This window comes from Stakelama sediminis (assembly GCF_014199335.1).
Classification (GTDB): Bacteria; Pseudomonadota; Alphaproteobacteria; order Sphingomonadales; family Sphingomonadaceae; genus Sphingomonas; species Sphingomonas sediminis.
This window is the reverse complement of record NZ_JACIJI010000001.1, coordinates 1,100,921-1,122,271: the sequence shown is the minus strand read 5'-3', so window position 1 is coordinate 1,122,271 and position 21,351 is coordinate 1,100,921. Positions and strand designations below refer to the sequence as shown.

The window sequence follows — 21,351 nt, the reverse complement described above, 5'->3', positions numbered from 1 at the left end:
GGGTTTTTAAGGAGGTTTCGGGCTGCCGCACCTGCATTTCTGTTCATCAAACATTTATTTGACAAATTGCTTTTAATATTCTGAAGTCATGAGGCGACGGGTTGGCGAGCATCGCTGAGAGCCGTCTCAGAATAAAAGCCGGAGCGATAAAGCTCCTAAGAATGGGAGGGATTACATGAAAAGGGCACGACAGGTTTATCTGCCAAAAAGCAATGCGCGCGCACGGTTGATCCGCAGTCTGATGGTGAGCGCGAGCATGGTTGTCGGCTTTTCCGGTGTTGCGCATGCGCAGACGACCACGGCGAAAGACCAGACCAAGACACAGCAATCCACACAATCGACGCAGCCAGCGCAGACGCAGGGCGTCGCCGCGACGCAACAGGGCAACGATATCGTCGTCACCGGGTATCGGCAGTCGATCGAGGCCAGCCTGGAGCAGAAGCGTGAGGCCAATGCCTTTATCGATGTCATCACCGCAGAAGATGTCGGCAAGTTTCCCGACAAGAATGTTGCTGATTCACTACAGCGCGTTCCCGGCGTCATCATTTCGCGCGACGGTGGCGAAGGAAGCAGGGTCAGTATTCGCGGGCTCAGCTCCGACCTCACGCTGACCGAACTTAACGGCAATTTCATTGCATCTGCCGATGACGGCGATCCGTCACGTTCGTTCAATTACCTGTTGCTGCCGTCGAACCTGATCGCCAGCGTCGACGTCTATAAATCGCCCGAAGCGCGGCTGGATGAAGGGGGCGTTGGCGGTGTCATCATCATGCACACCCGCAAGCCGTTCGACCTGAAACCCTGGTCCGGCAATATCTCGGTCGAGGGTACCTATTCGGACGTTACCGATAAGGTGGAACCGCAAATCTCCGGCCTGTTGTCCTGGCACAATGCCGACAAGACCCTCGGCTTCCTTGTCGGTGCTACCTATCAGAAGCGCACCAACCGCTCGCTGGGTGCGAATACCGAAAGCTGGCACTGGTGGGCCGATGATCCCAGTGCGACACCGGCGACGGACGTCAACGGCAACACCTATTCCGACGATAACGCGATTTCCTATTGGGGCGGCGGTGGTACGACCACTCAGGATGGTACGCACTATAATGGCTATTGGGCGCCGCAGTCGGTGGACGAGTCGGTATTTATCCAGCAGCGTAAACGGCTGGGCATTCAGGCGACCGCGCAGATGCGGCCGTTCGACAATCTGACCATCACCGCGAACTATTTCCGGTTCCAGCTCGATGGCGACTACGTCAACAATACCCTCAAAATCCCCGAATGGGGATATGGCAACTTCTTCACCAACGCGACGTTTGATCCAAGCGGCACTATCCTTCAGTCGGCCACGTTTCAGGTGCCCGCAGACGGTACGGGATGCCGGACAGCCACGGCGGACCATCCCAACCCATGTACGATGGAAACGCCGGCGATGCAGAGTTCTTACAGCCGCGAAAAAACCGTCTCCAGCACCTATGACGTACATGGGGAATGGAATGTCGGGCGGCTCGACGTTTCCTTCAAGCTGGGCAAGACCAGGGCCACCGGCGGCCCGTCTTTCCAATTCTTTGCGCAGGCGAAACCGCGCATGGTGACCGGTTCCGGCTTTGACGGAAACGTCAACGGCAATCTGTTGAGCCAGTGGTCGTTCACCAACCAGTCGGTGGCAATGCAGTTTTCGCCGGACCTGCAGCAGAATTTGATGAACGGCATATCGCAGGTCGATCTGGGTTCGACCGGGTCGGGCTATACCAACAGTATCATTCAGCAGCGCTATGCGCAGATCGACATTACCCGCCATTTCGACAGCTTCATCGATTCGATTCAGGTCGGGGCCAAATGGCGTGACGGCTTCGTCCAGCGGACGACCGGTGAATTCGACTGGTATTCGGATGATGCCAATACGCTTCGCTATCAGGACACTGCGGGTGCTGCTGTTACCCAGCCCGGATTTTTTCTGAGCCAGCCGATCGGCAATATTGCCGGGGGCTTTACGACGAACGTCTTCCCGGCGTTCAACATGGACAATTATCTGGCCTATCTGAACCAGACCTATAACGGGCCGGTTCGTGTTCCCCAGCCGCAGAATCGATATGATATCAACGAACGGATCTGGGCCGGATATGCGCAACTCAACTACAAAACGGACAGGTTGCGCGGCAATATTGGCGTTCGCTTCGTCAATACCAAGCAATCGGGTGTTTCCACCGACGTCATCTATTATGAAGACGATTATTGTGTGAACACGAACGGGGATCCGTTTGTGCCGCCGCCGGTGGGTCCGGACGGCAACTGTCTGGTGCTTCCGCAAAGCCAGCGCGAACGGCGTGTGTATAGCCCGAACAGCGAGGCCAAGAGCTATTCTGACATCCTGCCGAGCTTTAACATTTCCTATGACCTGACCCGCAACCTGCTGATCCGCGGTGAAGTTTCCAAGGTGATGTCGCGCCCCGGCTATGGCGATCTTGCCGGATCGCGTAACCTGACCTTCAATTCCGACGCATTCGTCTATGACCGTGCGCAGTTCGGGGCCTTACCGGGCTGGTTCGGAAGCGGCGGAAACTTCGACCTGAAGCCGTTCAAGGCATGGCAGTATGATGTCGGTGTGGAATGGTATTTCCATCCCGGTTCGGTGCTGGGCGGGACCCTGTTCCGCAAGGACGTGTCCGACTTCATCGTGCCGCTTGTACTTGATGTGCAGCAGCAGGTCGCTGGCCAGACGGTTACGATCCAGCAATATTCGACACAGGCGAACGGTTCGAGCGCGGTATCGCAGGGCGTCGAACTTTATGCCCAGCACACCCTGCCTTTCGGTCTGGGCGCGCAGGTTAACTTTACCTATAACGATACCTCCGTCGCCGATATCAGCCTGAACGGTACGAAGGTCGGCACCTCGCCGCTCGTTGGCAGCGCCAAGACGCAGGTCAACGCATCGGTTTTCTATGAAAACAGCAAGCTGTTGCTGCGTGCGTCCTATAACCGGCGCGGCGAAGTGGTCGGTGGCATTCAGTCGGGTTTGAACGTGTATCAGGACCCGTATGAGCAGGTCGACCTGAATGCTTCCTACAACTTCTTCAAGAACCTGCAATTGACGGCGTCGGTGATCAACCTGACCAAGTCGGAACAGCGTTCGCATCTCGGCAACGACACCAAAGACCGGTTCATTTCGAACAGCTATTCGGGTCGTCGCTTCTATATGGGGCTTTCCTTCAAGTTCTGAGGAAGGCGATGGGCGCGGTGTCGGCAATGAGAGGCAACTCCTGTCCGGCCCGGCGCTGCGTCCATGCCCATCGACCCGTTGTTTGCCCAAGAGGTTTCATGAGGACGCTTTGCACGATAGTCTTTGCCGCATGGATGCTGGCGTTGCCCGGCAGTGCATCTGCGAAGAATCCGATCGTGCCCGGCTGGTATGCCGATCCGGAAATCCGCATTTTCGATCATCAATACTGGATCTATCCGACCTATTCCGACGATTGGAAAAAACCGGACGTGTCGGCGCATTTCACGCCCGCACAGATGGCGGCGCGTCGCCGCCATCACGTTCGCCCATCCTATGTGAAACAGACGTTCTTCAATGCCTTTTCCTCCCCGGACCTGGTGCATTGGACGAAGCATGAGCATGTGCTGGATGTCGCCAATGTGCCGTGGGCGGCCTATGCCGTCTGGGCACCTTCAGCGATCGAGGTCGGCGGCAAATATTATCTGTTCTTCGGCGCCAATGATATTCAGAACGACAAGGAAACGGGTGGGATCGGCCTGGCGGTTTCGGATCATCCGGGCGGGCCGTTCAGGGATGCGCTGGGCCATCCGCTGATCGGCGCGTTCCACAATGGCGCGCAGCCGATCGATCCCTTCGTCTATCGCGACGATGACGGGCAGATCTACCTCTATTATGGCGGCTGGGGCCATTGTAACGTGGTGCGGCTTTCGCCCGATTTGCGCCATGTCGAGGAATTTCCCGACGGCTCCATCTACAAGGAGATTACGCCGCCGGGCTATGTCGAGGGTTCATTCCTGATCAAGCGCAAGGGCGTCTATTATCTGATGTGGTCCGAAGGTGCATGGACCGGCCCCGATTACAGCGTCGCCTATGCGATGGGGCCGAGCCCGACCGGGCCGTTCAAGCCGATGGGCAAGATCCTGAAACAGGATTTCAGGATCGCGCGCGGGGCGGGGCATCATTCGGTGGTGAACGTGCCCGGCACCGATGACTGGTATATCGTCTATCATCGCCGCCCGCTTGGCGATGACAAGGGGGAACACCGCCAGCTTGCGATCGACCGGATGCACTTCAATCCCGACGGGACGATTGCGCCCGTCAAGATGACAAACAGGGGCGTCATGCCCAGGCCGCTGCCCGCAGCCGCGGCACGAGGGGGAGTTTCGACGAAATGAAGCTGATTGCATCCACCGCGCTGAATTGCGCCGCCGCCGCTCTGATTGCGACAAGCGCGCTTGCACCGGCGGCTGAGGCCCGGACTGCACAGGCGCAGGCGGCGTCGCCGCAACCGCAACTGGTCGATCTCATCAACCCGTTGATGGGCACCGACAACAGTTACGAATTATCCTATGGCAATGTGTACCCCGCAATTGCGGTGCCGTGGGGGATGAACAGCTGGTCGCCGGTGACGGGGAAGATGGGCAGCGGCTGGGGCTATACCTATGAAACGCACAAGATAAACGGCATCAAACAGACTCATCAGCCCAGCCCGTGGATGAACGACTATGCGGCCTTTGCGCTGTTCGCCGAAACCGGCCCGCTGAAAATCAAGGAAGCGGATCGCGCCTCCTGGTTCAGCCACAAGGCGGAAGTCTCTCACCCCTATGATTACAAGGTCTATCTCGCCGATTATGACGTGACGGCGGAAGTCGCGCCGACCGCGCGCGCGGCGCAGTTTCGCTTCACCTTTCCCAAAAGCGATGACGCCCATATCCTGATTGACGGCTATGCGGGCGGTTCGATGGTGAAGATCGAGCCGGAGAAACGCCGGATCATCGGCTATGTCCGCAACAACCATGGTGGCGTGCCGAAGAACTTCCACAATTATTTCGTTGCGCAGTTCGACCATGATTTCACTGTCACGCGTACCTGGGACGATAATGGGCAGGTGACGGCGGATACGTCGCGCGAAGGCGACCATGTCGGCGCGGTGGTCAGCTTCAGAACCACCAAGGGCGAACAGGTGCATGTCAAGGTTGCCTCGTCGTTCATCAGTCCGGAGCAGGCCGAACGCAATCTCGACCGGGAGATCGGCAGCGACAGTTTCGACACGACCGAGGCAAAGGCCAAGGCGGCCTGGGAAAAACAACTGGCGAAGGTGCGTGTCGATGACCCAAATCTCGACAACCGCCGCACCTTCTATTCCGCGCTGTACCGGATGCTGCAGTTTCCGCGCGAATTCTTTGAATATGATGCGCAGGGAAAGGTGGTGCACTACAGCCCCTATGACGGGAAAGTGCACCCCGGCTACATGTATACCGACAACGGGTTCTGGGACACCTGGCGAGCGGTATTTCCTTTCTTCGCGCTGATGTATCCTGAACGCGACAGCCAGATGATGCAGGGGCTGGTCAACACGTATAAGGAAGGTGGCTGGCTGCCCGAATGGGCAAGTCCCGGCTATCGCGACGTGATGATCGGCTCCAACTCCGCCAACATCATCGCCGACGCCTATATCAACGGCGTGCGCGGGTTCGACGTCAACGCGCTGTATGACGCGATGATCAAGAACGCGACCACCGACAAGGGACGACCGACCGACAAGAAGGGCAATGTCATCAGCGCGGTCGGGCGCGAAGGCGTCGATTGGTACAACAAGCTGGGCTATGTCCCCTATGATGTCGGCATCAACGAAAATGCCGCGCGCACGCTGGAATATGCCACGGCCGATTTTTCGATCTCGCAGCTTGCAAAGGCGCTGGGCAAGACGAAAGACGCGGCATTCTATGCGCAGCATGCCCAGAATTACCGCAAGCTCTATGATCCCGCGAGCGGATGGATGCGCGGGCGTAATCGGGACGGATCGTGGGAAACGCCGTTTAACCCGTTCAAATGGGGCGATGCGTTCACCGAAGGCAATGCATGGCATTATAGCTGGGCGGTGATGCAGGATGTGCAGGGACTGATCAACCTGATGGGCGGTCGGCAGAAGTTCGTCGACCGGCTGGATTCGGTCTTCACCACGCCGCCGGTTTTCGATGACAGCTATTATGGACAGGTCATCCACGAAATCCGCGAAATGCAGATTGTCGATATGGGTCAATATGCCCATGGCAATCAGCCGATCCAGCACATGATCTATCTGTACGACTGGGCAGGCGCGCCGTGGAAAGCGCAATATCATGCGCGCGACGTGATGAAGAAGCTCTATTCGGCGACCCCGGACGGCTATCCGGGGGATGAGGATAATGGGCAGACATCGGCCTGGTATGTCTTTTCCGCGCTGGGTTTCTATCCGGTCACGCCCGCCAGCGGCCAATATGCGATCGGCAGCCCGCTGTTCCGCCATGTCACGCTGACCATGCCGAGCGGCAAGACGCTGACCATCGATGCGCAGAATAACAGCCCGGCCAATGTCTACATTCAGTCGGTGACGCTGAACGGCAAGCCGCATGCCAGGACCTATCTGACCCACGATGCACTGGAACAGGGCGGTGCGCTGACCTTCGTCATGGGGCCGAAGCCGAACAAGCAATGGGGGGCGTCGCCCGCCGACGTGCCCTTTTCGATGAGCGCACCGGCCAAATGAAGAAGAGCGCGATGACCCCCAGCCGACGCGAGATCATGGCCGGAACGGGCGTGCTGACACTCAGCGCAGCCCTGCCGTCGATGGCGCGCGCGGCGGCACGGACCAGCAATCGCCCGCCGCTGGCGAAACGCAACTTCACCAGCCCCGCCATCGAGGCGGAAATTGCGCGGGTGAAGGCGAAGATCGCCGATCCCAAACTCGCATGGATGTTCGAGAATTGTTATCCGAACACGCTCGACACCACGGTCGAGCTGGGCATGGTCGACGGCAAGCCCGATACCTTCGTCATCACCGGCGATATCGACGCGATGTGGCTGCGCGACAGTTCGGCACAGGTGCAGCCCTATGTCCATCTCGCGGCGCGCGACGCGAAGCTGCGGCAGATGTTTCAGGGGCTGATCCAGCGTCAGGCGCGCTGCATCCTGATCGACCCCTATGCCAATGCGTTCATGAAGGATCCCGGCGCCATGTCGAACCTCGACTGGTCGCAAAAGGACAGGACCGACATGAAGCCCGGCGTGGCCGAGCGGAAATGGGAAATCGATTCGCTATGCTATCCGATGCGGCTTGCGCACAGCTATTGGATGCGTACGCGCGACAAGACGCCGTTCGACGACACCTGGAGCCGGGCGGCGAAACTGTCGGTGGAAACCTTTCGGGTGCAGCAGCGCCTGCACGGTCCCGGCCCCTATCATTTCCAGCGCGAGGCGTTTGTCCCGTCCGACAGCCTGATGCTGAGCGGCTATGGCCGTCCGACACGCAAGATCGGGCTGATCCATTCGATGTTTCGCCCCTCCGACGATGCCTGCCTCTATCCCTTTCTGATCCCCTCGAACCTGTTCGCGGTATCGGCGCTGCGCAAGGTCGCGCAGCTTCACCGGGAGACGCGCAGGGACGAACAGGCGGCGGCCGATGCCGAGGCGCTTGCCAAAGAGGTGGAGACGGTGCTGCACGCCCATGCGCTGATTCCCGATGGCCAGGGCGGGCAGGTCTGGGCCTATGAGATTGACGGGTTCGGCAACTGGGTATTCATGGACGATGCCAATGTCCCCAGCCTATCGGGTCTGGCGATCATCGATGCGGTCGATGGCGACGATGCCCTGTTCCGCCGCACCGCCGAACGCGCATGGTCGGACCGCAATCCCTATTTCTTCAGGGGCAAGGCTGCGGAAGGAATAGGCGGGCCGCATATCGGCCTGAACATGATCTGGCCGATGTCGATCATCACCCATGCCATGAATGCAAAGGATGATGCCACCGTCCGGCAATGCCTGCACTGGCTGAAGACGACGGATGGCGGCACCGGCTTCATGCATGAATCGTTCAACAAGGACGATCCCACCGATTTCACACGCAAATGGTTCGCCTGGGCGAATGCCTTGTTTGGCCAGCTCATCGTCGAACTGGCGGATCATCGTCCCGCACTTCTTTCCGGCACGATATGAAAGGGATGGCCATGCTCACCACCAACCGCCGACAGCTTCTTGCAGGCACCGGACTGGCCGCAATCGGTGCGGGCGTGCCGCATCTCGCCCGATCGGCGACCACGCCTGCGTCAGGACGCCCCAACCTCTTTGTCGGCACCGGCGGGCACGGCCATACCTTTCCCGGTGCCAGCCTGCCCTTCGGGATGGCGCAGCTAAGCCCCGACACCAATAATTACGGCTGGGATGCCTGTTCGGGCTATCATCAGGACGATGGCTCGATCATGGGGTTCAGCCACACCCATTTGTCGGGCACCGGTGTTGGCGACATGCTCGACGTGCTGGTAGTGCCGACCCGGCAGAAACTGATGCTGACGCCGGGGCCGAAAGAGCATCCAGAACAGGGTTATCGTCAGCGTTTCAGCCAGGAATATGCCGAACCCGGCTATTATCGCGTGGCGCTGGAATCGGGGGTTCAGGCGGAACTGACCGTTACCGAGCGATGCGGCCTGCATCGCTATCGTTTTGCCGAGGGGCCGGGTCATATCCTGATCGATTTCACCCATGCGGTCGTCGATAAATGGGATGCCGGACAGAAAAATGCACTGGTCGAGAACGCAAGCCTTGCCATCGATCCCGACGGAACGATTACCGGCGGGCGTAAGGTCAATCGCTGGGCCAAGGGGCGGCACATCTATTTCGCGATGCAATTGTCGCGCAAACCCGATCGCATCCGGTTCTATGGCGACGACGACAAGCCGATGTCGGCTGAGGCCACCGATGTCACCGGCAATCGGCTGAAGCTTGCCTTGTTTTTCGACAATGCCGGTGGCGATCCGATCCTGATCAGAACCGGCCTGTCGGCAGTCGATGTGCCGGGCGCGCGTGCAGCGCTGGCCGCGGAAGCGCCGGGCTGGGATTTCGACCGTGCCCATGACAATGCGCGCAAGCGCTGGGGCGGTCTGCTTGACCGTATCCGCGTGTCGGGAGGAACACCGGCGCAACGCACCATCATGGCAAGCGCGCTCTATCATGCGTTTTTGGCACCTACGCTCTTCACCGATCGCGACGGGCGCTATGTCGGGCTGGACCGGCAGGTGCATCAGGCACCGAAGGGCGAAGCGGCATTCAGCACCTATTCGACCTGGGATACCTATCGTGCGTTGCACCCGTTGCTGACGCTGGTGCATCCCGAACAGGCGGCCCTGCTGGTGGGCGATCTGTGTCGTCAGACGGCCGAAAGTCCCTATGGTCCGCCGGTCTGGCCGTTGCAGGGCGTGGAGACCGGCACGATGATCGGCTGGCACGCCGCCTCGATCATGGCGGAGGCGAGCGTCAAGGGGATCAAGGCAGACTATAAGGCGGCATGGCCCAAGATCCGGGCGCGCGCCTTCGACCGCAATTTCAAGGATTCCGACAGCTCGCTGGGGCGCGGTTTCTACTACGATCTCGGCTATATCCCCTGCGACAAGGTGTGGGAATCGGTCAGCCGCACCCAGGAATATGCCTATGACGACTGGGCGATGGCGCACCTTGCCGAAGCCGTCGGCGCCACCGAAGACGCACAGGCGCTGCGTAAGCGTTCGCAGAATTACAGGAATGTGATCGATGCGAAGATCGGCTTTGCCCGGCCGCGTTTTGCCGATGGCCATTGGTGGAAAGACTATGATCCCATTCAGCTCGGCCACGATCCCGACAAGTGGCGCGATTATACCGAAGCGAATGGCTGGCAGGCGACCTTCCTCAACCAGCATGACGTTTATGGCCTGATCGAGCATTTCGGCGGCGACGCCGTGTTCGAGAAAAAGCTCGACGGGCTGTTCAACGCGCCCTCGACGCTGCCGAAAAATGCCCCGCCCGACATTTCCGGTCTGGTCGGCCAATATGCCCATGGCAACGAACCCGACCAGCATGTCGCCTATCTCTATGCCTATTGCGGCGCGCCGTGGAAGACGCAGGCGATGGTCCGGCGCCTGCTGACCAGCATGTACAAGGACGATCCTGACGGCGTGATCGGCAATGACGATTGCGGCCAGATGAGTGCGTGGTTCATCCTGTCCGCGCTCGGTTTCTATCCGGTCGACCCGGTAAGCGCAGTCTATGTATTCGGTTCGCCGCTGTTCGATACGGCTAAGGTCAGCCTGGGCAACGGCAGGTCGCTGACCGTCCGCGCCAACGGCAATGGTCCCGACAGCCCGTATGTTCAGTCGGTACGCTGGAACGGGCAGCGTCGGACGCAGAACTGGATTGCCCATGCCGACCTTGTTGCCGGTGGTGAACTGGTGTTTGAAATGGGAACGAAACCATCGCGTTTCGGAAGCGCAAAACGCGACCGGCCGCCATCGTTCGGGATGAACCGGGGATGAGGGCACCCGGCACCCAGTCCACAGCCGTGGAGGAAAACCGGTCGGTGTTGCCGGGATACAGGGCAGGCACTTTGCGCCTGTCCGGTGCAGTTGATGTAATCCGGTATTGCTCCGGCCCGAGTTGGGGGAAAAATTTTGAACGTTGATGCGACCTGGTCCGCTGGTCGGGAAAGACAGCCCCTTGCCGGTGTCGAACTGGGCGGAACCAAATGTATCTGTACCCTGGCCACCGGTCCGGATGCGATTCTGGATCAGGAAACCATTGCCACCACCACGCCTTGGGAAACCCTGCCGGCCATCGTGGAAACGCTTGAAAACTGGCAGCGATCTTCGGGGTTTTCCGCGCTGGGCATCGCCTCGTTCGGTCCGCTAGACCTGAACGAGAGGTCCGACAGTTTTGGCCACATCCTTGCGACCAACAAGGAGCATTGGCCGAATGCGGACCTGCTTGGTACGTTGAAAGCGCATTTCGATCTTCCGATAGGTTTTGATACCGATGTCAACGGCGCAGCGCTCGCGGAAATTCGATGGGGAAGCGGCGTCGGTATGGACGACTTTGCCTATGTGACGGTGGGCACCGGCGTCGGCGTCGGCCTGATCGTGCATGGGCGACCCACACGGGGGCTTGGGCACAGCGAGATCGGCCATCTTCGCGTGCCGCGTTTTCCCGGCGATGATGCGCGAAGCGTCTGCCGTTATCACGCCGATTGTATCGAGGGGCTGGCGTCGGGTACGGCGTTGAAATCCCGATTGGATGGGCGGGAGATTTCCGACCTTATGCCCGACGATCCGATATGGGATGCGATCGTTCATTATCTGGCGATCATGGCGCATGATCTGGTCTGTGCCACCGGCCCCTTGCGGATTGCGATGGGCGGCGGCGTGGTTTCCGGTCAGCCGCACCTGCTGGGGCGGGTTGATGCAGCGCTGAGGGAAAGCATGGCGGGGTATATGCCCTTGCCCGACGATGGACCGTATATCGTGGCACCAAAGCTGGGAACGATGGCCGGGCCGCTGGGATCGATCGCGCTTGGGCTCGACGCCCTTGATGCTGCGGCGCAACCGCTTCGCCGCGCGGCAGAATAAGCGACAGGACAGCAATGCCGGAGATAGGAATGGTACGCACACTGGGTTTGATTGCGCTTTCGGCGCTGATGCCGATGCAGGTCGTTGGCCATGATGTCGATACCGCCGATCCGGCGGCTGAGGTCAATCCGTTCATCGGCACCACCAATGGCGGCAACCTTTATCCCGGTGCGACGATGCCGTTCGGCATGGTGGCGTTCAGCCCGGAAGAAACGCCGCTTCCCGGCAAGCGGTTTCCGATGGCCGCGCCGGGCGGGTATGAATGGCGCGATAATGGCGTGCGTGGTTTCGCGCTGACTCATCTGTCCGGAACGGGCTGTGCAGGGGCGAGCGGCGACATCCCGATCATGCCGGTCACCGTGCCGATCACGACATCTCCGTCGTCCGTTCAGGCGGGGCTGATGTATGCCAGCATTCTGGAGCATGACAAGGAAAGCGCCAGCCCCGGTGCCTATTCGGTCAAACTCGATAATGGTGTTCAGGCCGATCTTTCGGCAACCGACCGCACGGCGGTGGGGCAGTTCGCCTTCCCGAAGGATAAACCCGCGAACCTGCTCTTCCGGACCTCGGACAGTGAGGTCGGCAGCACCGCCTCCACCATCCATATCGACGCAGCGCATCGCACCGTCACCGGGTCCGTGACCAGCGGCAATTTCTGCGGCTATCTGTCGAAGGACAAGCGCCAGAGCTATTATACGCTGCACTTCGTAGCGGTGTTCGACAAGCCGTTCAAAGCGGGCGGTACCTGGCACGACGATCAGGTCGATACAGGTTCGACCGATGGCTCGGGCGGCACCAGCTATGGTAGCGAGGGGCATCCGCCGCTGGGCAAGGGGGCCGGTGGATGGATCAGCTTCGATCCCGACCGGTCGTCGGTGGTCCATGTCCGTATCGGCATATCCTATGTCGATGCAGCCGGAGCCCGCGCCAATCTGGACAAGGAAAGCCCGGGGGGAACCACACTGGCCGCAACCCGTGCTGCCGCGCGTGCCGCATGGAACCGCGCGCTGGGGCAGGTCCGGATCACCGGTGGCAGCGGCGACAACCGCACCGTCTTTTACACCGCGCTCTATCACACGCTGCTCGAACCCAATCTCTATAGCGACAGCGACGGACGCTATCGCGGCTTTGACGGCAAGGTGCACCAGTTGTCGCCCGGACAGCATGCGCAATATGCGAACTATTCCGGCTGGGACGTCTATCGCTCGCAACTGCAACTGGTCACGCTGCTCGATCCGCAACGCGGGTCCGATATCGCCCAGTCCCTGCTTAATCAGGCCGACCAGAATGGCGGTGTGTGGGACCGCTGGACGCATCTGACCGGCGCCACCAGTGTGATGAACGGCGATCCGTCGCCGCAGTCGCTGGCGGCGGTCTATGCATTCGGCGGGCGCAGCTTCGATCTGAAGCGCGCCTATGCCTCGCTGAAACGTGCGGCAACCGTTCCGACACCCGGCGATCTCAGTCATACGGGATGCCCGGTGCTGTGCGTGGGTCAGCGTCCCGGCCTCGATCAATGGCTGAAGCTGCATTACATGCCGGCCGGTGCCCCCGGCTGGGGCGGTGCGGCGGACACGCTGGAAATGACCGCCGCCGATTTCGGCCTTGCGCAACTGGCGCGCGATGCTGGCGACCGGGCAGGTGAGCGCGCATTCCTTCGGCGCTCCGGCTGGTGGCGAAACCTGTTCAATCCGAAGGCGACAGCGCAAGGCGGCTATATTCAGCAGCGCAACGCCGATGGAAGCTGGACGCAGTTCGATCCGGCGTCGGACGACGGTTTCGTCGAAGGCAGCGGCGCGCAATATCTGTGGATGGTGCCGTTCGACCCGGCCGGTCTGGCAAAGGCGCTGGGCGGCAAGCAGGCGATGGCAGCCCGGCTCGACGCGTTCTTCCGTACTCCCGACGGCAAATGGGCGGTGACCAAATCGGGGCCGTTGCATGCCGAACTGGACAATGAACCGTCGGTCGGTTCGCCCTGGCTCTATAATTTCGTCGGTCAGCCATGGAAGACGCAAGCCACGGTGCGCGCCGCCATGCGGCAGATCTGGACCAACCAGCCGGACGGGATTTCGGGCAATGACGATCTGGGTGAAATGTCCTCCTGGTATGTCTGGTCGGCACTCGGCCTTTATCCGCTCTATCCCGGCCGGGCCGAGCTGATCGTCGGCAGCCCACTCTTTCCTTCCGCAACGATCGATCGCCCCGATGGCCGGATCGAAATTCAGGCCGATGGAGCAGCACCCGATTCGCCGTATGTGCAGGCCCTGAAGGTGAACGGTGCATCGAGCGACCGCGCCTGGTTGCCCGCATCGTTCGTTGCGAAAGGCGGTACGCTGCATTTCACCCTCGGCAAGATGCCCGACAAGCAATGGGGGTCCTCGTTCTTACCGCCGTCTTTTAGCGGCAGTTGAGGGTTCGCTATCGAAGTCGATACAACAGCCTTTGCGGTTATGCGCTGCGCGGCGAAGGCAGGGGGCTGTCGGTCATGCCCCTGCCCGCAGTCTTCATTGCAGTCGATCAGACGCGCTGCATGGAAAGGCTGTCGATATGGGGGGCGAGTTCCACGCCTCTGGCTTCAGCGGCGCGACGTGCCCCCAGCCAGATGGGGGCCGTCATGGTCAGGGCGAGAATCCCCACAAGAAATGCATCCACGATGAGCATCGGCCAGATCAGCCAGTTCGGGCACCCCATCGCACCGTAACCGAGTGCATAGTGCACCACCATCAGCGGCAGAACGCCCGTCACCATGTACACTACCGTACGCCAGAAATAGCCGTTCATAATCGCGACCGAGCGCAGCGGACCGATTGTCGCGTTGCCAAGCGTCCAGGCAATGATCCATGCCGACAGATAGACGCTGAGAATCGACCATCCCCCTGACACGGCGGTTCCGAAATAGGTGCCGACCGATCCCGTCAGCCCAAGCGCTTCGCCCAGCGGCGGTCCGAAAAGAGAATAGAGTGAGAGGGTCAGATTGAGCGTGAAGAGGATCGACCATAAAGCCAGCCCGACCGGTTCGATCCGCCGGGCGGCGTGCGGGTCATTGCCGGCGGCAAGATAGCGGACGAACCAATAGCCGGGCAGCATCAGGGCGATGATCTTGGCTACCGCAAAGGTCATGCGCAGCGGTGAATCCGCCACGGCCCGGGCACTCGCAAGGCTGTGATACATGCCGATATGGATCTCGGCCACATGCTGAGCCATCTCGACAAACACCGGGATCAGAAACAGCAGTGGACAGGCAATCATGAACGTCCATGCGCTGCGATAGATGGATTTAATGTCAGTCCACATCATACTGCCCCCTCTTCCTCATCATCTTCGAACACGATCAGATCGCCCGGCTGGCACTGCAGGACACGGCAGATCGCTTCGAGCGTCGAAAAGCGGATCGCCTTGGCCTTGCCGGTCTTCAATATGGAAAGGTTGGCCAGCGTAATGCCCACGCGTTCGGACAGTTCGGTGAGCGTCATGCGCTGTTGGTGCAGTTGCTCGTCGAGCCTGATCTGCAAGGGCATTATACAGTGCCTTCAAGGTCGTCGCGCATCGCGACACCTTCGGAAAAGATCCGCGCCAGCACGAACAGCAGCAGTGCCAGCAGCCAGCCCATGAGCGAAGGGGTGGATCCTTGCCAGTCGGCGTGCAGGCTACCGGCATAGATGCCAAGCGCTGAAAATATAAGGTCGGCCACCTGCAGGCCGAGAACCAGCCACCCCATCAGACGCAGGCGCTGCGCATTGATCGCGACGAAGGGCGTACCCGCCCGCACTGTTTCGATCATACGCAACAGCATCGCCAAAATCATTCCGACCGGAGCAGCCGTAAGAATGCCAAGGAGAAGCGCCGCTTGCATCAGTTCGCGTATCTCATTCGCTTTACCGGAACCATATTTTGCGCCGAGGATCGACTCGATCCAGTGCGGGCTGACACTCCACCACAGGAGCAGCGCCACAAAAGCAGCGGCGAGAACGATATTCAGCCAGAACAATATACGAACCAGCAAGCGCGATAGCGTGAGAGCATTGAGTTTCATATCGTTCCTCAATGAATGTCTTATTGAATAACGATATGTTTGATCATGCTCGCAGTCAATGATTTTATCGAATCTCGATACATACCAGTCGACGCATCATGACCTGGATATGGATAAAGCGGGATAGCTGCCCGTTTTGATTGCACTTTGGGTCTGGGCTTTGCAGCCGGCATAGCTCCGGGAACGCATGCCTTCTGGCATGGGCCATCCATCAATATGGAGCAGTTCAGCGCTTGTGTGTCGCCGAAATAGCGAAAAGGTCAGCGCATGCTGATGACTTCGAAAGGGAAAAATGGTGCCCAAGGGCGGAATCGAACCACCGACACTGCGATTTTCAGTCGCATGCTCTACCAACTGAGCTACTTGGGCACGCCGACATATCTGCCGGAGAGGGGGCCTCTTAATCGGGCAGGTCGTCGCTGTCCAGCCCGCTTTCGCGATTGAGGTGTGATTGTGCGTCCGCGGTTGTGCCGGGCAGGCGATAGCCTTCGCCCAGCCAGTTCAGCAAATCGCGGTCGCGGCATGCGCGGCTGCAAAAGGGGGCGTGATCCGCCACGGCGGGATCGCCGCACAGCGGGCATTTTTCACGGGAAACGGGCCTGGACATGGCCTGCGGATATGGCAAGTGCCGGATCGGCCCGCAAGACCGCCTGTGCCCCCATTCGCTGTTCCAGCGCCCCGCGCCAGTCGGGAATCGCCTCGATTGCCTCCAGCACCGCCGGATGTGCCGCAAGGATGCGTTCACCGGTCCCGGTGCTGCGCTCCGCCTGTCGCAGCAGTGCGCGGGCGTACCAGCCCTGCGGGTCGCCAGCATGAAGTTCGGGCAGCGACAGGCGCGCGCGCCGCCGCACAATCTGGACGAAGCCGAAACCGTTGACCGCGGTTCGCTCGAACGGTTGCGGCAGGTTGGCGTCGATCGCATCGGCAATCGCGAGCCGCTGTGCCTTGTCGGCGACGGTGGGCAGGTCGATGCCGATCGACCCGCCGATATCGAGGCGCCGGATTGCCCGTGCCGCCGCAGCCGCGCCCGCTTGCGCCAGCTCAAAGGCGGGCAATTCGCCGTCCACATCGAACAGCGTCATGGCAGGCGTCAGCGACAGCGTCAGCCCCCCGCCGGGAAAGGCAATGCTGCGGGTTTCCGCCTCTTCGCATAATTCCGCCCAGCCATGGCCATCGAACAGGGCGCTGTCCTGCCAGGCGAGTATCCGTACCGGCCCGTTCAGACCGGCGAGCGGGTCGGGCCGGCCGCCGGGTTTTGCGTCCGCCGCCGCCGGACGTGCCAGCGCGCGCTTGGGCTTGCCCGGTTCGGGCAGCGGCGGGCGGGTGATTTCGATGGGGAGCGTCGCGCCTTCGGTCACGCTGCGGGGCAGCGGTGACAGCAGCGCTTCGCCATCGGGCCATGCGATAATGCCCTGATTGCGCGCGGGGATGCGCCGGACGAGGCGCGCCTCCAGCACGCTTCCGGCAAGCAGCATCGTGTCGGGAAGGATGCGCGCTTCCGCAATCCTGCCCTGTTCGACCAGCACGGCGCGGGCTTCCCCGATCCCGCGCTCGACCCACCATTCAGCCAAGACGGTATCCGCTTGCTTGCAGCAGCGCGCGCGTTTCGAACAGCGGCAGGCCGACGACACCCGAATGGCTGCCGGATAGGAAGCGTACGAACACTTCGGCGCGGCCCTGAATGGCATAGCCACCCGCCTTGCCCATGCCTTCGCCGCTGGCGGTATACCAGTCGATATCCTGTGCCGTCAGCCGCTTGAACGCGACGACAGTATCGCTCAATCGCACCCGGACGCGACCCTCGCGGTCGATCACGCACACCGCCGACAGGCAATGGTGCCGCCGCCCGGAGAGCAGCGCCAGCATCCGGCGCAGATCGCCTTCATCCTCAGGCTTGCCGAGGATTCTGCGGCCCAGCGCAATGGTGGTGTCGCCGGCCAGCACGATTTCACCCGCGTCGCGCTGCACGGCCTGCGCCTTTTCGCGGGCCATGCGCAGCACATAGTCGCGCGGCCGTTCGCCGTCGTGCGGGTCTTCGTCGATATCGGGGGCGGCAAACCGGTCGGGCGGCGCGCCGATGCGCGTCAGCAGATCGTAGCGGCGGGGGCTGGTGGAGGCGAGGACGAGCCGGACGGGGGTATAGGCCATGGCAGGGGCGCTCCCTGACGCCGGTCCGCGCGGATCACTTGAAGCGATAGGTGATACGCCCCTTGGTCAGATCATAGGGCGTCAGTTCGACGAGCACTTCATCGCCCACCAGCACGCGGATGCGGTTCTTGCGCATCTTACCGGCGGTATGACCAAGAATTTCATGGTCATTTTCCAGCCGGACGCGGAACATCGCGTTGGGCAGCAGCTCAACGACCTGTCCGCGCATTTCAAGCAATTCTTCCTTGGCCAAGAAAACCTCTTCAATATCTGTCAGAAATACGCAGCGGAGCCTTACTCCGACTCCGCCGGAAAGAAAAGCACCGGTCTGTACCGCTTCGGCCATGGCCAAACGGCAGATTGCATGCACCGATGCTGTTTCGAATACCGAGGATATGGGGAGTGATCGGCATTCCGACAATATTGCGCTGCGGCATTGCCTGTCCGGAGCGAATATGTAACATCGTAACATTATTGCGCATCAAGGGAGAACGCAAATGAAGGGGTTCAGGCTGGCATTACTGGGAAGTGCGATGGCGATGGCGATCGCTATTCCGGCACAGGGCGAGGCAAAGGATACGCCGCCGCCTGCGAAGCATGATGAGGCGCATGCCGACGGCCCGCCTTCGCTTTTCAAACCGCACAGTGTTACCAGCAACGGAACCGTCACGGTCGGCGGGCAGCGGATCGATTATCGCGCCGAAGCGGGAACAATTGTCGTGCATCCGAAGGGATGGGATGATTCCGACTGGCGTAGCAAGTCGCCAAAGGATCTTGCCGATAAATCCAATGCTTCTCCCGAAGCGTCGATGTTCTACGTCGCTTATTTCAAGAACGGTGCGCCGTCACCTGATCGTCCGATTACCTTCCTTTATAATGGCGGCCCCGGTTCCTCGACCGTATGGCTGCACATGGGTGCGTTCGGTCCGCGCCGGGTAGTGACAAAGGATGACAGCCACACTCCCGCCGCGCCGTACAGCGTCGTCAACAACTCCGACAGCCTGCTCGATGCGTCTGATCTGGTGTTCATCGATGCGCCGGGTACGGGGTTCAGCCGGATCGCGGGCAAGGACAAGGAAAAGGCATTTTACGGCATCGATGCCGACGCCCATGCTTTTTCCGAATTCGTCAAGGCGTTCCTGACCAAATATAATCGCTGGAACTCGCCCAAATATCTGTTCGGCGAAAGCTATGGTACGCCACGCTCGGCGGTGCTGATCAACGACCTGACGACCGACGATGATATCGATTTCAACGGTGTCATCCTGTTGTCGCAGATTCTCGACTTCCACCTGTTCGCCGGACTTCAGGCGGGCAATCCGGGCGCGGTCGAAGGCTATGTGGTGCAGGTGCCGACCTATGCAGCGACGGCCTGGTACCATAATCTCGTCCCCGGCGGCCGTCCGGCGGAACTGGAACCCTTTCTGAAACAGGCGGAACAGTTTGCGACCACCGAATATGCGGCCGCACTGGCGCAGGGGTCGGAAATCGACCCCGCCACCAAGCAGGCAGTGGCGAAGAAACTCGCCTATTTCAGCGGCCTGCCGGTCGATTACATTCTGAAAGCAGATCTGCGTGTCGACGGACCGGAATATTCAAAGGAACTGCAACAGGCGCGCGGGCTGACCACCGGGCGGCTGGATACGCGCTTTTCCGGCCCTGACATGGACCCGCTGTCCAAAGATGCTGAATATGACCCGCAGTCGGCGGCGCTCAGTTCGGCCTATGTTTCGGCCTTCAACCAATATACGCGCAACAGCCTGCATTATGGCGAGCATCAGGCGTACAAGCCCAGCATCAACGTGTTCCAGTATTGGGACTGGAAACATGATGCGCCGGGCGTGCCGTCGATTCCCGCGATGGGCAGCAGCGTGATGCCGGATCTCGCCACGGCGATGAAATACGATCCGCAGCTCAAGGTGATGGTCAACGGCGGCTATTACGATCTCGCCACGCCCTTCTATCAGGGCTGGTATGAGATGCATCACCTGCCAATCCCCGACAGCCTGCGCGGCAATATCGAATATCATTATTATCAGTCGGGGCACATGGTGTACGCGCACGCCGAGTCGCTCAAGAAACTGCACGACAATGTCGTGGCATTCATTCGCAAAACGGACAATCTGAACAACTGATCCAGACTGACCACTCACGCCGGAGATAAAATGGCACTTTTCACCTATAACAGGTGAAAAGTGCCATTTTTATTTGTGCAGGACTAAGGTGGAATATTTCTAAAATAAGAAACATACAATAAAACAGTAGCTTATAGTGTATGGCATACATAATGCACCAATACGGGGGCGGGCAATGATGCTCGCGACAAAATCTGACCTCGGGAGGTTGTATGTCTGTTTTTGCCCCTTCACTCCGTACCTTGTTTATTGCATCCGCTGCGGCACTTGCCTGTCTGTCGGCGCCCGCGGCCTTCGCGATGGATCGCGGCGACCTCAGTAACCAGCAGACTGCAAAGGTGACTGTCGAGCATCGCGACGGGAAGACGCTTTATTGCGTGACGCAGGAAGCTGTCACCGGTTCGCGCATTCAGCCCCAAACCTGCCTGACGAAGCAGCAATGGGCGGATCGCGGTGCGGTTATCCATGTGCGCGGCAAAGCGCCGGGCGCTGTCGGAGAAAAGTGATTGCGCCTAAGCCGACACCATCCCCGCGTTAGGGGATGGTGTCGGCATACGCCGCGCACAATGCGGTGCCGATTGCGGTGAGCGAGTCCGAAAGTTCCTGCGCCGCCGTGCGCGCGCCATGGAGGATGCCGATGGTTCGCACCGGATCGAACCCCGCCAGCCGCGGCATGGCCACGCCTTCGCCGCAATAGCTTGCGGGCATTACCGTTACCCCCAGTCCCGCCCGCACACAGGCCAGCGCCTGCGTATCGCTGGTAACGCGGGCCGCCATGAACGGTCGCACGCCATGCGCGGTGAAATGGCGGCTGGTCTGGCTCAATACCTCACAGTGGCGCCGGACGATCATCGCATTATCCGCCAGTTCTTCCGGAGCAACGCTTGCACGCTTCGCCAGCGGATGCCCGGGCGGCATGGCGAGTCGATACCCTTCTTCGAACAAGGCGAGGCTGCCGCCGGGGCTATCGGCGCGGACCAGTCCCAGCACCGCATCCAGCCGCCCCCGGTCAAGGTGTGCGAGCAACCGGCGTTCCGCTTCAAACACCACCTCGATCTGTATCGACTGCCCCGATGTCACGTTCAGCGCCCGTTGCACCAGAGCAAGCGGGATCGTCGACAATATGCCCAGTCGCACGATATTCGTCTGCATGGCGCCGCGGGCTGCCTGCTCCGCCAGTGCAAATTCCTGTTCGATCCGGCGGGCATGTTCGGCGAAACGCACGCCTGCTGCGGTCAGTTCGGTGCGCCGGTTGGTGCGAAGGAACAAGGCCTGCCCCACCTCCGTTTCCAGCTTGGCGATGCCGACCGACAGCGTCGGTTGCGATACGCTGCACGCGGACGCCGCGCGGGAGAAATTGCCCTGGTCGATGACGGCGAGGAAATAGCGCAGAAGGTAACGGTCGATCATAGA

The 21,351-nt window shown here is 60.4% G+C and carries 17 protein-coding genes and 1 tRNA gene; 9 read left to right on the top strand and 9 right to left on the bottom strand.

Features of this window, described 5'->3' with window-relative positions; genetic code table 11:
- The first annotated feature begins 175 nt into the window (after positions 1-175).
- From FHR23_RS05740 to FHR23_RS05710, 7 genes are all read left to right on the top strand, one after another.
- The gene (locus tag FHR23_RS05740; protein WP_221227349.1) at positions 176-3,217 is read left to right on the top strand and encodes a TonB-dependent receptor; all 3,042 of its coding nucleotides are present in this window, start codon (positions 176-178) and stop codon (positions 3,215-3,217) included.
- 98 nt (positions 3,218-3,315) lie between these two features.
- Entirely contained in the window at positions 3,316-4,392 is a 1,077-nt protein-coding gene (locus tag FHR23_RS05735) for a glycoside hydrolase family 43 protein (RefSeq protein WP_184001910.1), read from the top strand.
- Positions 4,389-6,746: a GH92 family glycosyl hydrolase gene (locus FHR23_RS05730; protein WP_184001909.1), complete on the top strand. Its 2,358-nt coding sequence runs from the start codon at positions 4,389-4,391 to the stop codon at positions 6,744-6,746. The genes FHR23_RS05735 and FHR23_RS05730 overlap by 4 nt, the downstream gene beginning before the upstream one ends.
- A gap of 11 nt (positions 6,747-6,757) precedes the next feature.
- A complete protein-coding gene (locus FHR23_RS05725; protein WP_184001908.1) occupies positions 6,758-8,191 on the top strand; it encodes a glycoside hydrolase family 125 protein in 1,434 nt (477 codons plus the stop codon).
- A gap of 11 nt (positions 8,192-8,202) precedes the next feature.
- A complete protein-coding gene (locus FHR23_RS05720) occupies positions 8,203-10,536 on the top strand; it encodes a GH92 family glycosyl hydrolase (protein ID WP_184001907.1) in 2,334 nt (777 codons plus the stop codon).
- Between the two features lie 135 nt (positions 10,537-10,671).
- Positions 10,672-11,622, top strand: a complete 951-nt coding sequence (locus FHR23_RS05715) for an ROK family protein (RefSeq protein ID WP_184001906.1) — start codon at positions 10,672-10,674, stop codon at positions 11,620-11,622.
- Positions 11,623-11,651: 29 nt separating this feature from the next.
- Positions 11,652-14,033, top strand: coding sequence for a GH92 family glycosyl hydrolase (locus FHR23_RS05710; RefSeq protein ID WP_184001905.1), 2,382 nt, complete (start codon positions 11,652-11,654; stop codon positions 14,031-14,033).
- Between the two features lie 106 nt (positions 14,034-14,139).
- Here the strand turns inward: FHR23_RS05710 and FHR23_RS05705 are convergent, their stop codons facing one another.
- From FHR23_RS05705 to infA, 8 genes are all read right to left on the bottom strand, one after another.
- Positions 14,140-14,919: a hypothetical protein gene (locus FHR23_RS05705; RefSeq protein WP_184001904.1), complete on the bottom strand. Its 780-nt coding sequence runs from the start codon at positions 14,917-14,919 to the stop codon at positions 14,140-14,142.
- On the bottom strand, positions 14,916-15,140 hold the full coding sequence (locus tag FHR23_RS05700; RefSeq protein WP_184001903.1) for a helix-turn-helix domain-containing protein: 225 nt from the start codon (positions 15,138-15,140) through the stop codon (positions 14,916-14,918). Before FHR23_RS05700 ends, FHR23_RS05705 begins: the two co-directional genes overlap by 4 nt.
- Positions 15,140-15,655 carry a DUF2975 domain-containing protein gene (locus FHR23_RS05695; RefSeq protein WP_184001902.1) on the bottom strand — a complete coding sequence of 172 codons (516 nt, stop codon included), beginning with the start codon at positions 15,653-15,655 and terminating at the stop codon, positions 15,140-15,142. Before FHR23_RS05695 ends, FHR23_RS05700 begins: the two co-directional genes overlap by 1 nt.
- A 293-nt stretch (positions 15,656-15,948) precedes the next feature.
- Positions 15,949-16,024: transfer RNA gene (locus tag FHR23_RS05690), tRNA-Phe, on the bottom strand.
- 31 nt (positions 16,025-16,055) lie between these two features.
- Positions 16,056-16,262, bottom strand: a complete 207-nt coding sequence (locus tag FHR23_RS05685) for a DNA gyrase inhibitor YacG (protein WP_184001901.1) — start codon at positions 16,260-16,262, stop codon at positions 16,056-16,058.
- A complete protein-coding gene (locus FHR23_RS05680) occupies positions 16,240-17,226 on the bottom strand; it encodes a ribonuclease (protein ID WP_184001900.1) in 987 nt (328 codons plus the stop codon). The genes FHR23_RS05685 and FHR23_RS05680 overlap by 23 nt, the downstream gene beginning before the upstream one ends.
- Entirely contained in the window at positions 17,219-17,803 is a 585-nt protein-coding gene (locus FHR23_RS05675) for a Maf family protein (protein ID WP_184001899.1), read from the bottom strand. The genes FHR23_RS05680 and FHR23_RS05675 overlap by 8 nt, the downstream gene beginning before the upstream one ends.
- A gap of 34 nt (positions 17,804-17,837) precedes the next feature.
- Positions 17,838-18,056: a translation initiation factor IF-1 gene (gene infA / locus FHR23_RS05670; protein WP_003049127.1), complete on the bottom strand. Its 219-nt coding sequence runs from the start codon at positions 18,054-18,056 to the stop codon at positions 17,838-17,840.
- Positions 18,057-18,300: 244 nt separating this feature from the next.
- Between infA and FHR23_RS05665 the strand changes: the two genes are divergently transcribed.
- On the top strand, positions 18,301-19,938 hold the full coding sequence (locus tag FHR23_RS05665; RefSeq protein ID WP_184001898.1) for a S10 family peptidase: 1,638 nt from the start codon (positions 18,301-18,303) through the stop codon (positions 19,936-19,938).
- A gap of 242 nt (positions 19,939-20,180) precedes the next feature.
- Entirely contained in the window at positions 20,181-20,444 is a 264-nt protein-coding gene (locus FHR23_RS05660) for a hypothetical protein (protein WP_221227348.1), read from the top strand.
- Between the two features lie 28 nt (positions 20,445-20,472).
- Here FHR23_RS05660 and FHR23_RS05655 read toward each other — a convergent pair whose 3' ends face one another.
- Positions 20,473-21,348: a LysR family transcriptional regulator gene (locus FHR23_RS05655; protein WP_184001896.1), complete on the bottom strand. Its 876-nt coding sequence runs from the start codon at positions 21,346-21,348 to the stop codon at positions 20,473-20,475.
- Positions 21,349-21,351 lie beyond the last annotated feature (3 nt).

What these genes read in the sequence shown, in the direction of transcription:
- FHR23_RS05740 (WP_221227349.1), top strand. Translation starts at nt 176, where the DNA reads ATGAAAAGGGCACGACAGGTTTATCTGCCAAAAAGCAATGCGCGCGCA.
- FHR23_RS05735 (WP_184001910.1), top strand. Translation starts at nt 3,316, where the DNA reads ATGAGGACGCTTTGCACGATAGTCTTTGCCGCATGGATGCTGGCGTTG.
- FHR23_RS05730 (WP_184001909.1), top strand. Translation starts at nt 4,389, where the DNA reads ATGAAGCTGATTGCATCCACCGCGCTGAATTGCGCCGCCGCCGCTCTG.
- FHR23_RS05725 (WP_184001908.1), top strand. Translation starts at nt 6,758, where the DNA reads ATGACCCCCAGCCGACGCGAGATCATGGCCGGAACGGGCGTGCTGACA.
- FHR23_RS05720 (WP_184001907.1), top strand. Translation starts at nt 8,203, where the DNA reads ATGCTCACCACCAACCGCCGACAGCTTCTTGCAGGCACCGGACTGGCC.
- FHR23_RS05710 (WP_184001905.1), top strand. Translation starts at nt 11,652, where the DNA reads ATGGTACGCACACTGGGTTTGATTGCGCTTTCGGCGCTGATGCCGATG.
- FHR23_RS05705 (WP_184001904.1), bottom strand. Translation starts at nt 14,919, where the DNA reads ATGATGTGGACTGACATTAAATCCATCTATCGCAGCGCATGGACGTTC.
- FHR23_RS05700 (WP_184001903.1), bottom strand. Translation starts at nt 15,140, where the DNA reads ATGCCCTTGCAGATCAGGCTCGACGAGCAACTGCACCAACAGCGCATG.
- FHR23_RS05695 (WP_184001902.1), bottom strand. Translation starts at nt 15,655, where the DNA reads ATGAAACTCAATGCTCTCACGCTATCGCGCTTGCTGGTTCGTATATTG.
- FHR23_RS05685 (WP_184001901.1), bottom strand. Translation starts at nt 16,262, where the DNA reads ATGTCCAGGCCCGTTTCCCGTGAAAAATGCCCGCTGTGCGGCGATCCC.
- FHR23_RS05675 (WP_184001899.1), bottom strand. Translation starts at nt 17,803, where the DNA reads ATGGCCTATACCCCCGTCCGGCTCGTCCTCGCCTCCACCAGCCCCCGC.
- FHR23_RS05665 (WP_184001898.1), top strand. Translation starts at nt 18,301, where the DNA reads ATGAAGGGGTTCAGGCTGGCATTACTGGGAAGTGCGATGGCGATGGCG.
- FHR23_RS05655 (WP_184001896.1), bottom strand. Translation starts at nt 21,348, where the DNA reads ATGATCGACCGTTACCTTCTGCGCTATTTCCTCGCCGTCATCGACCAG.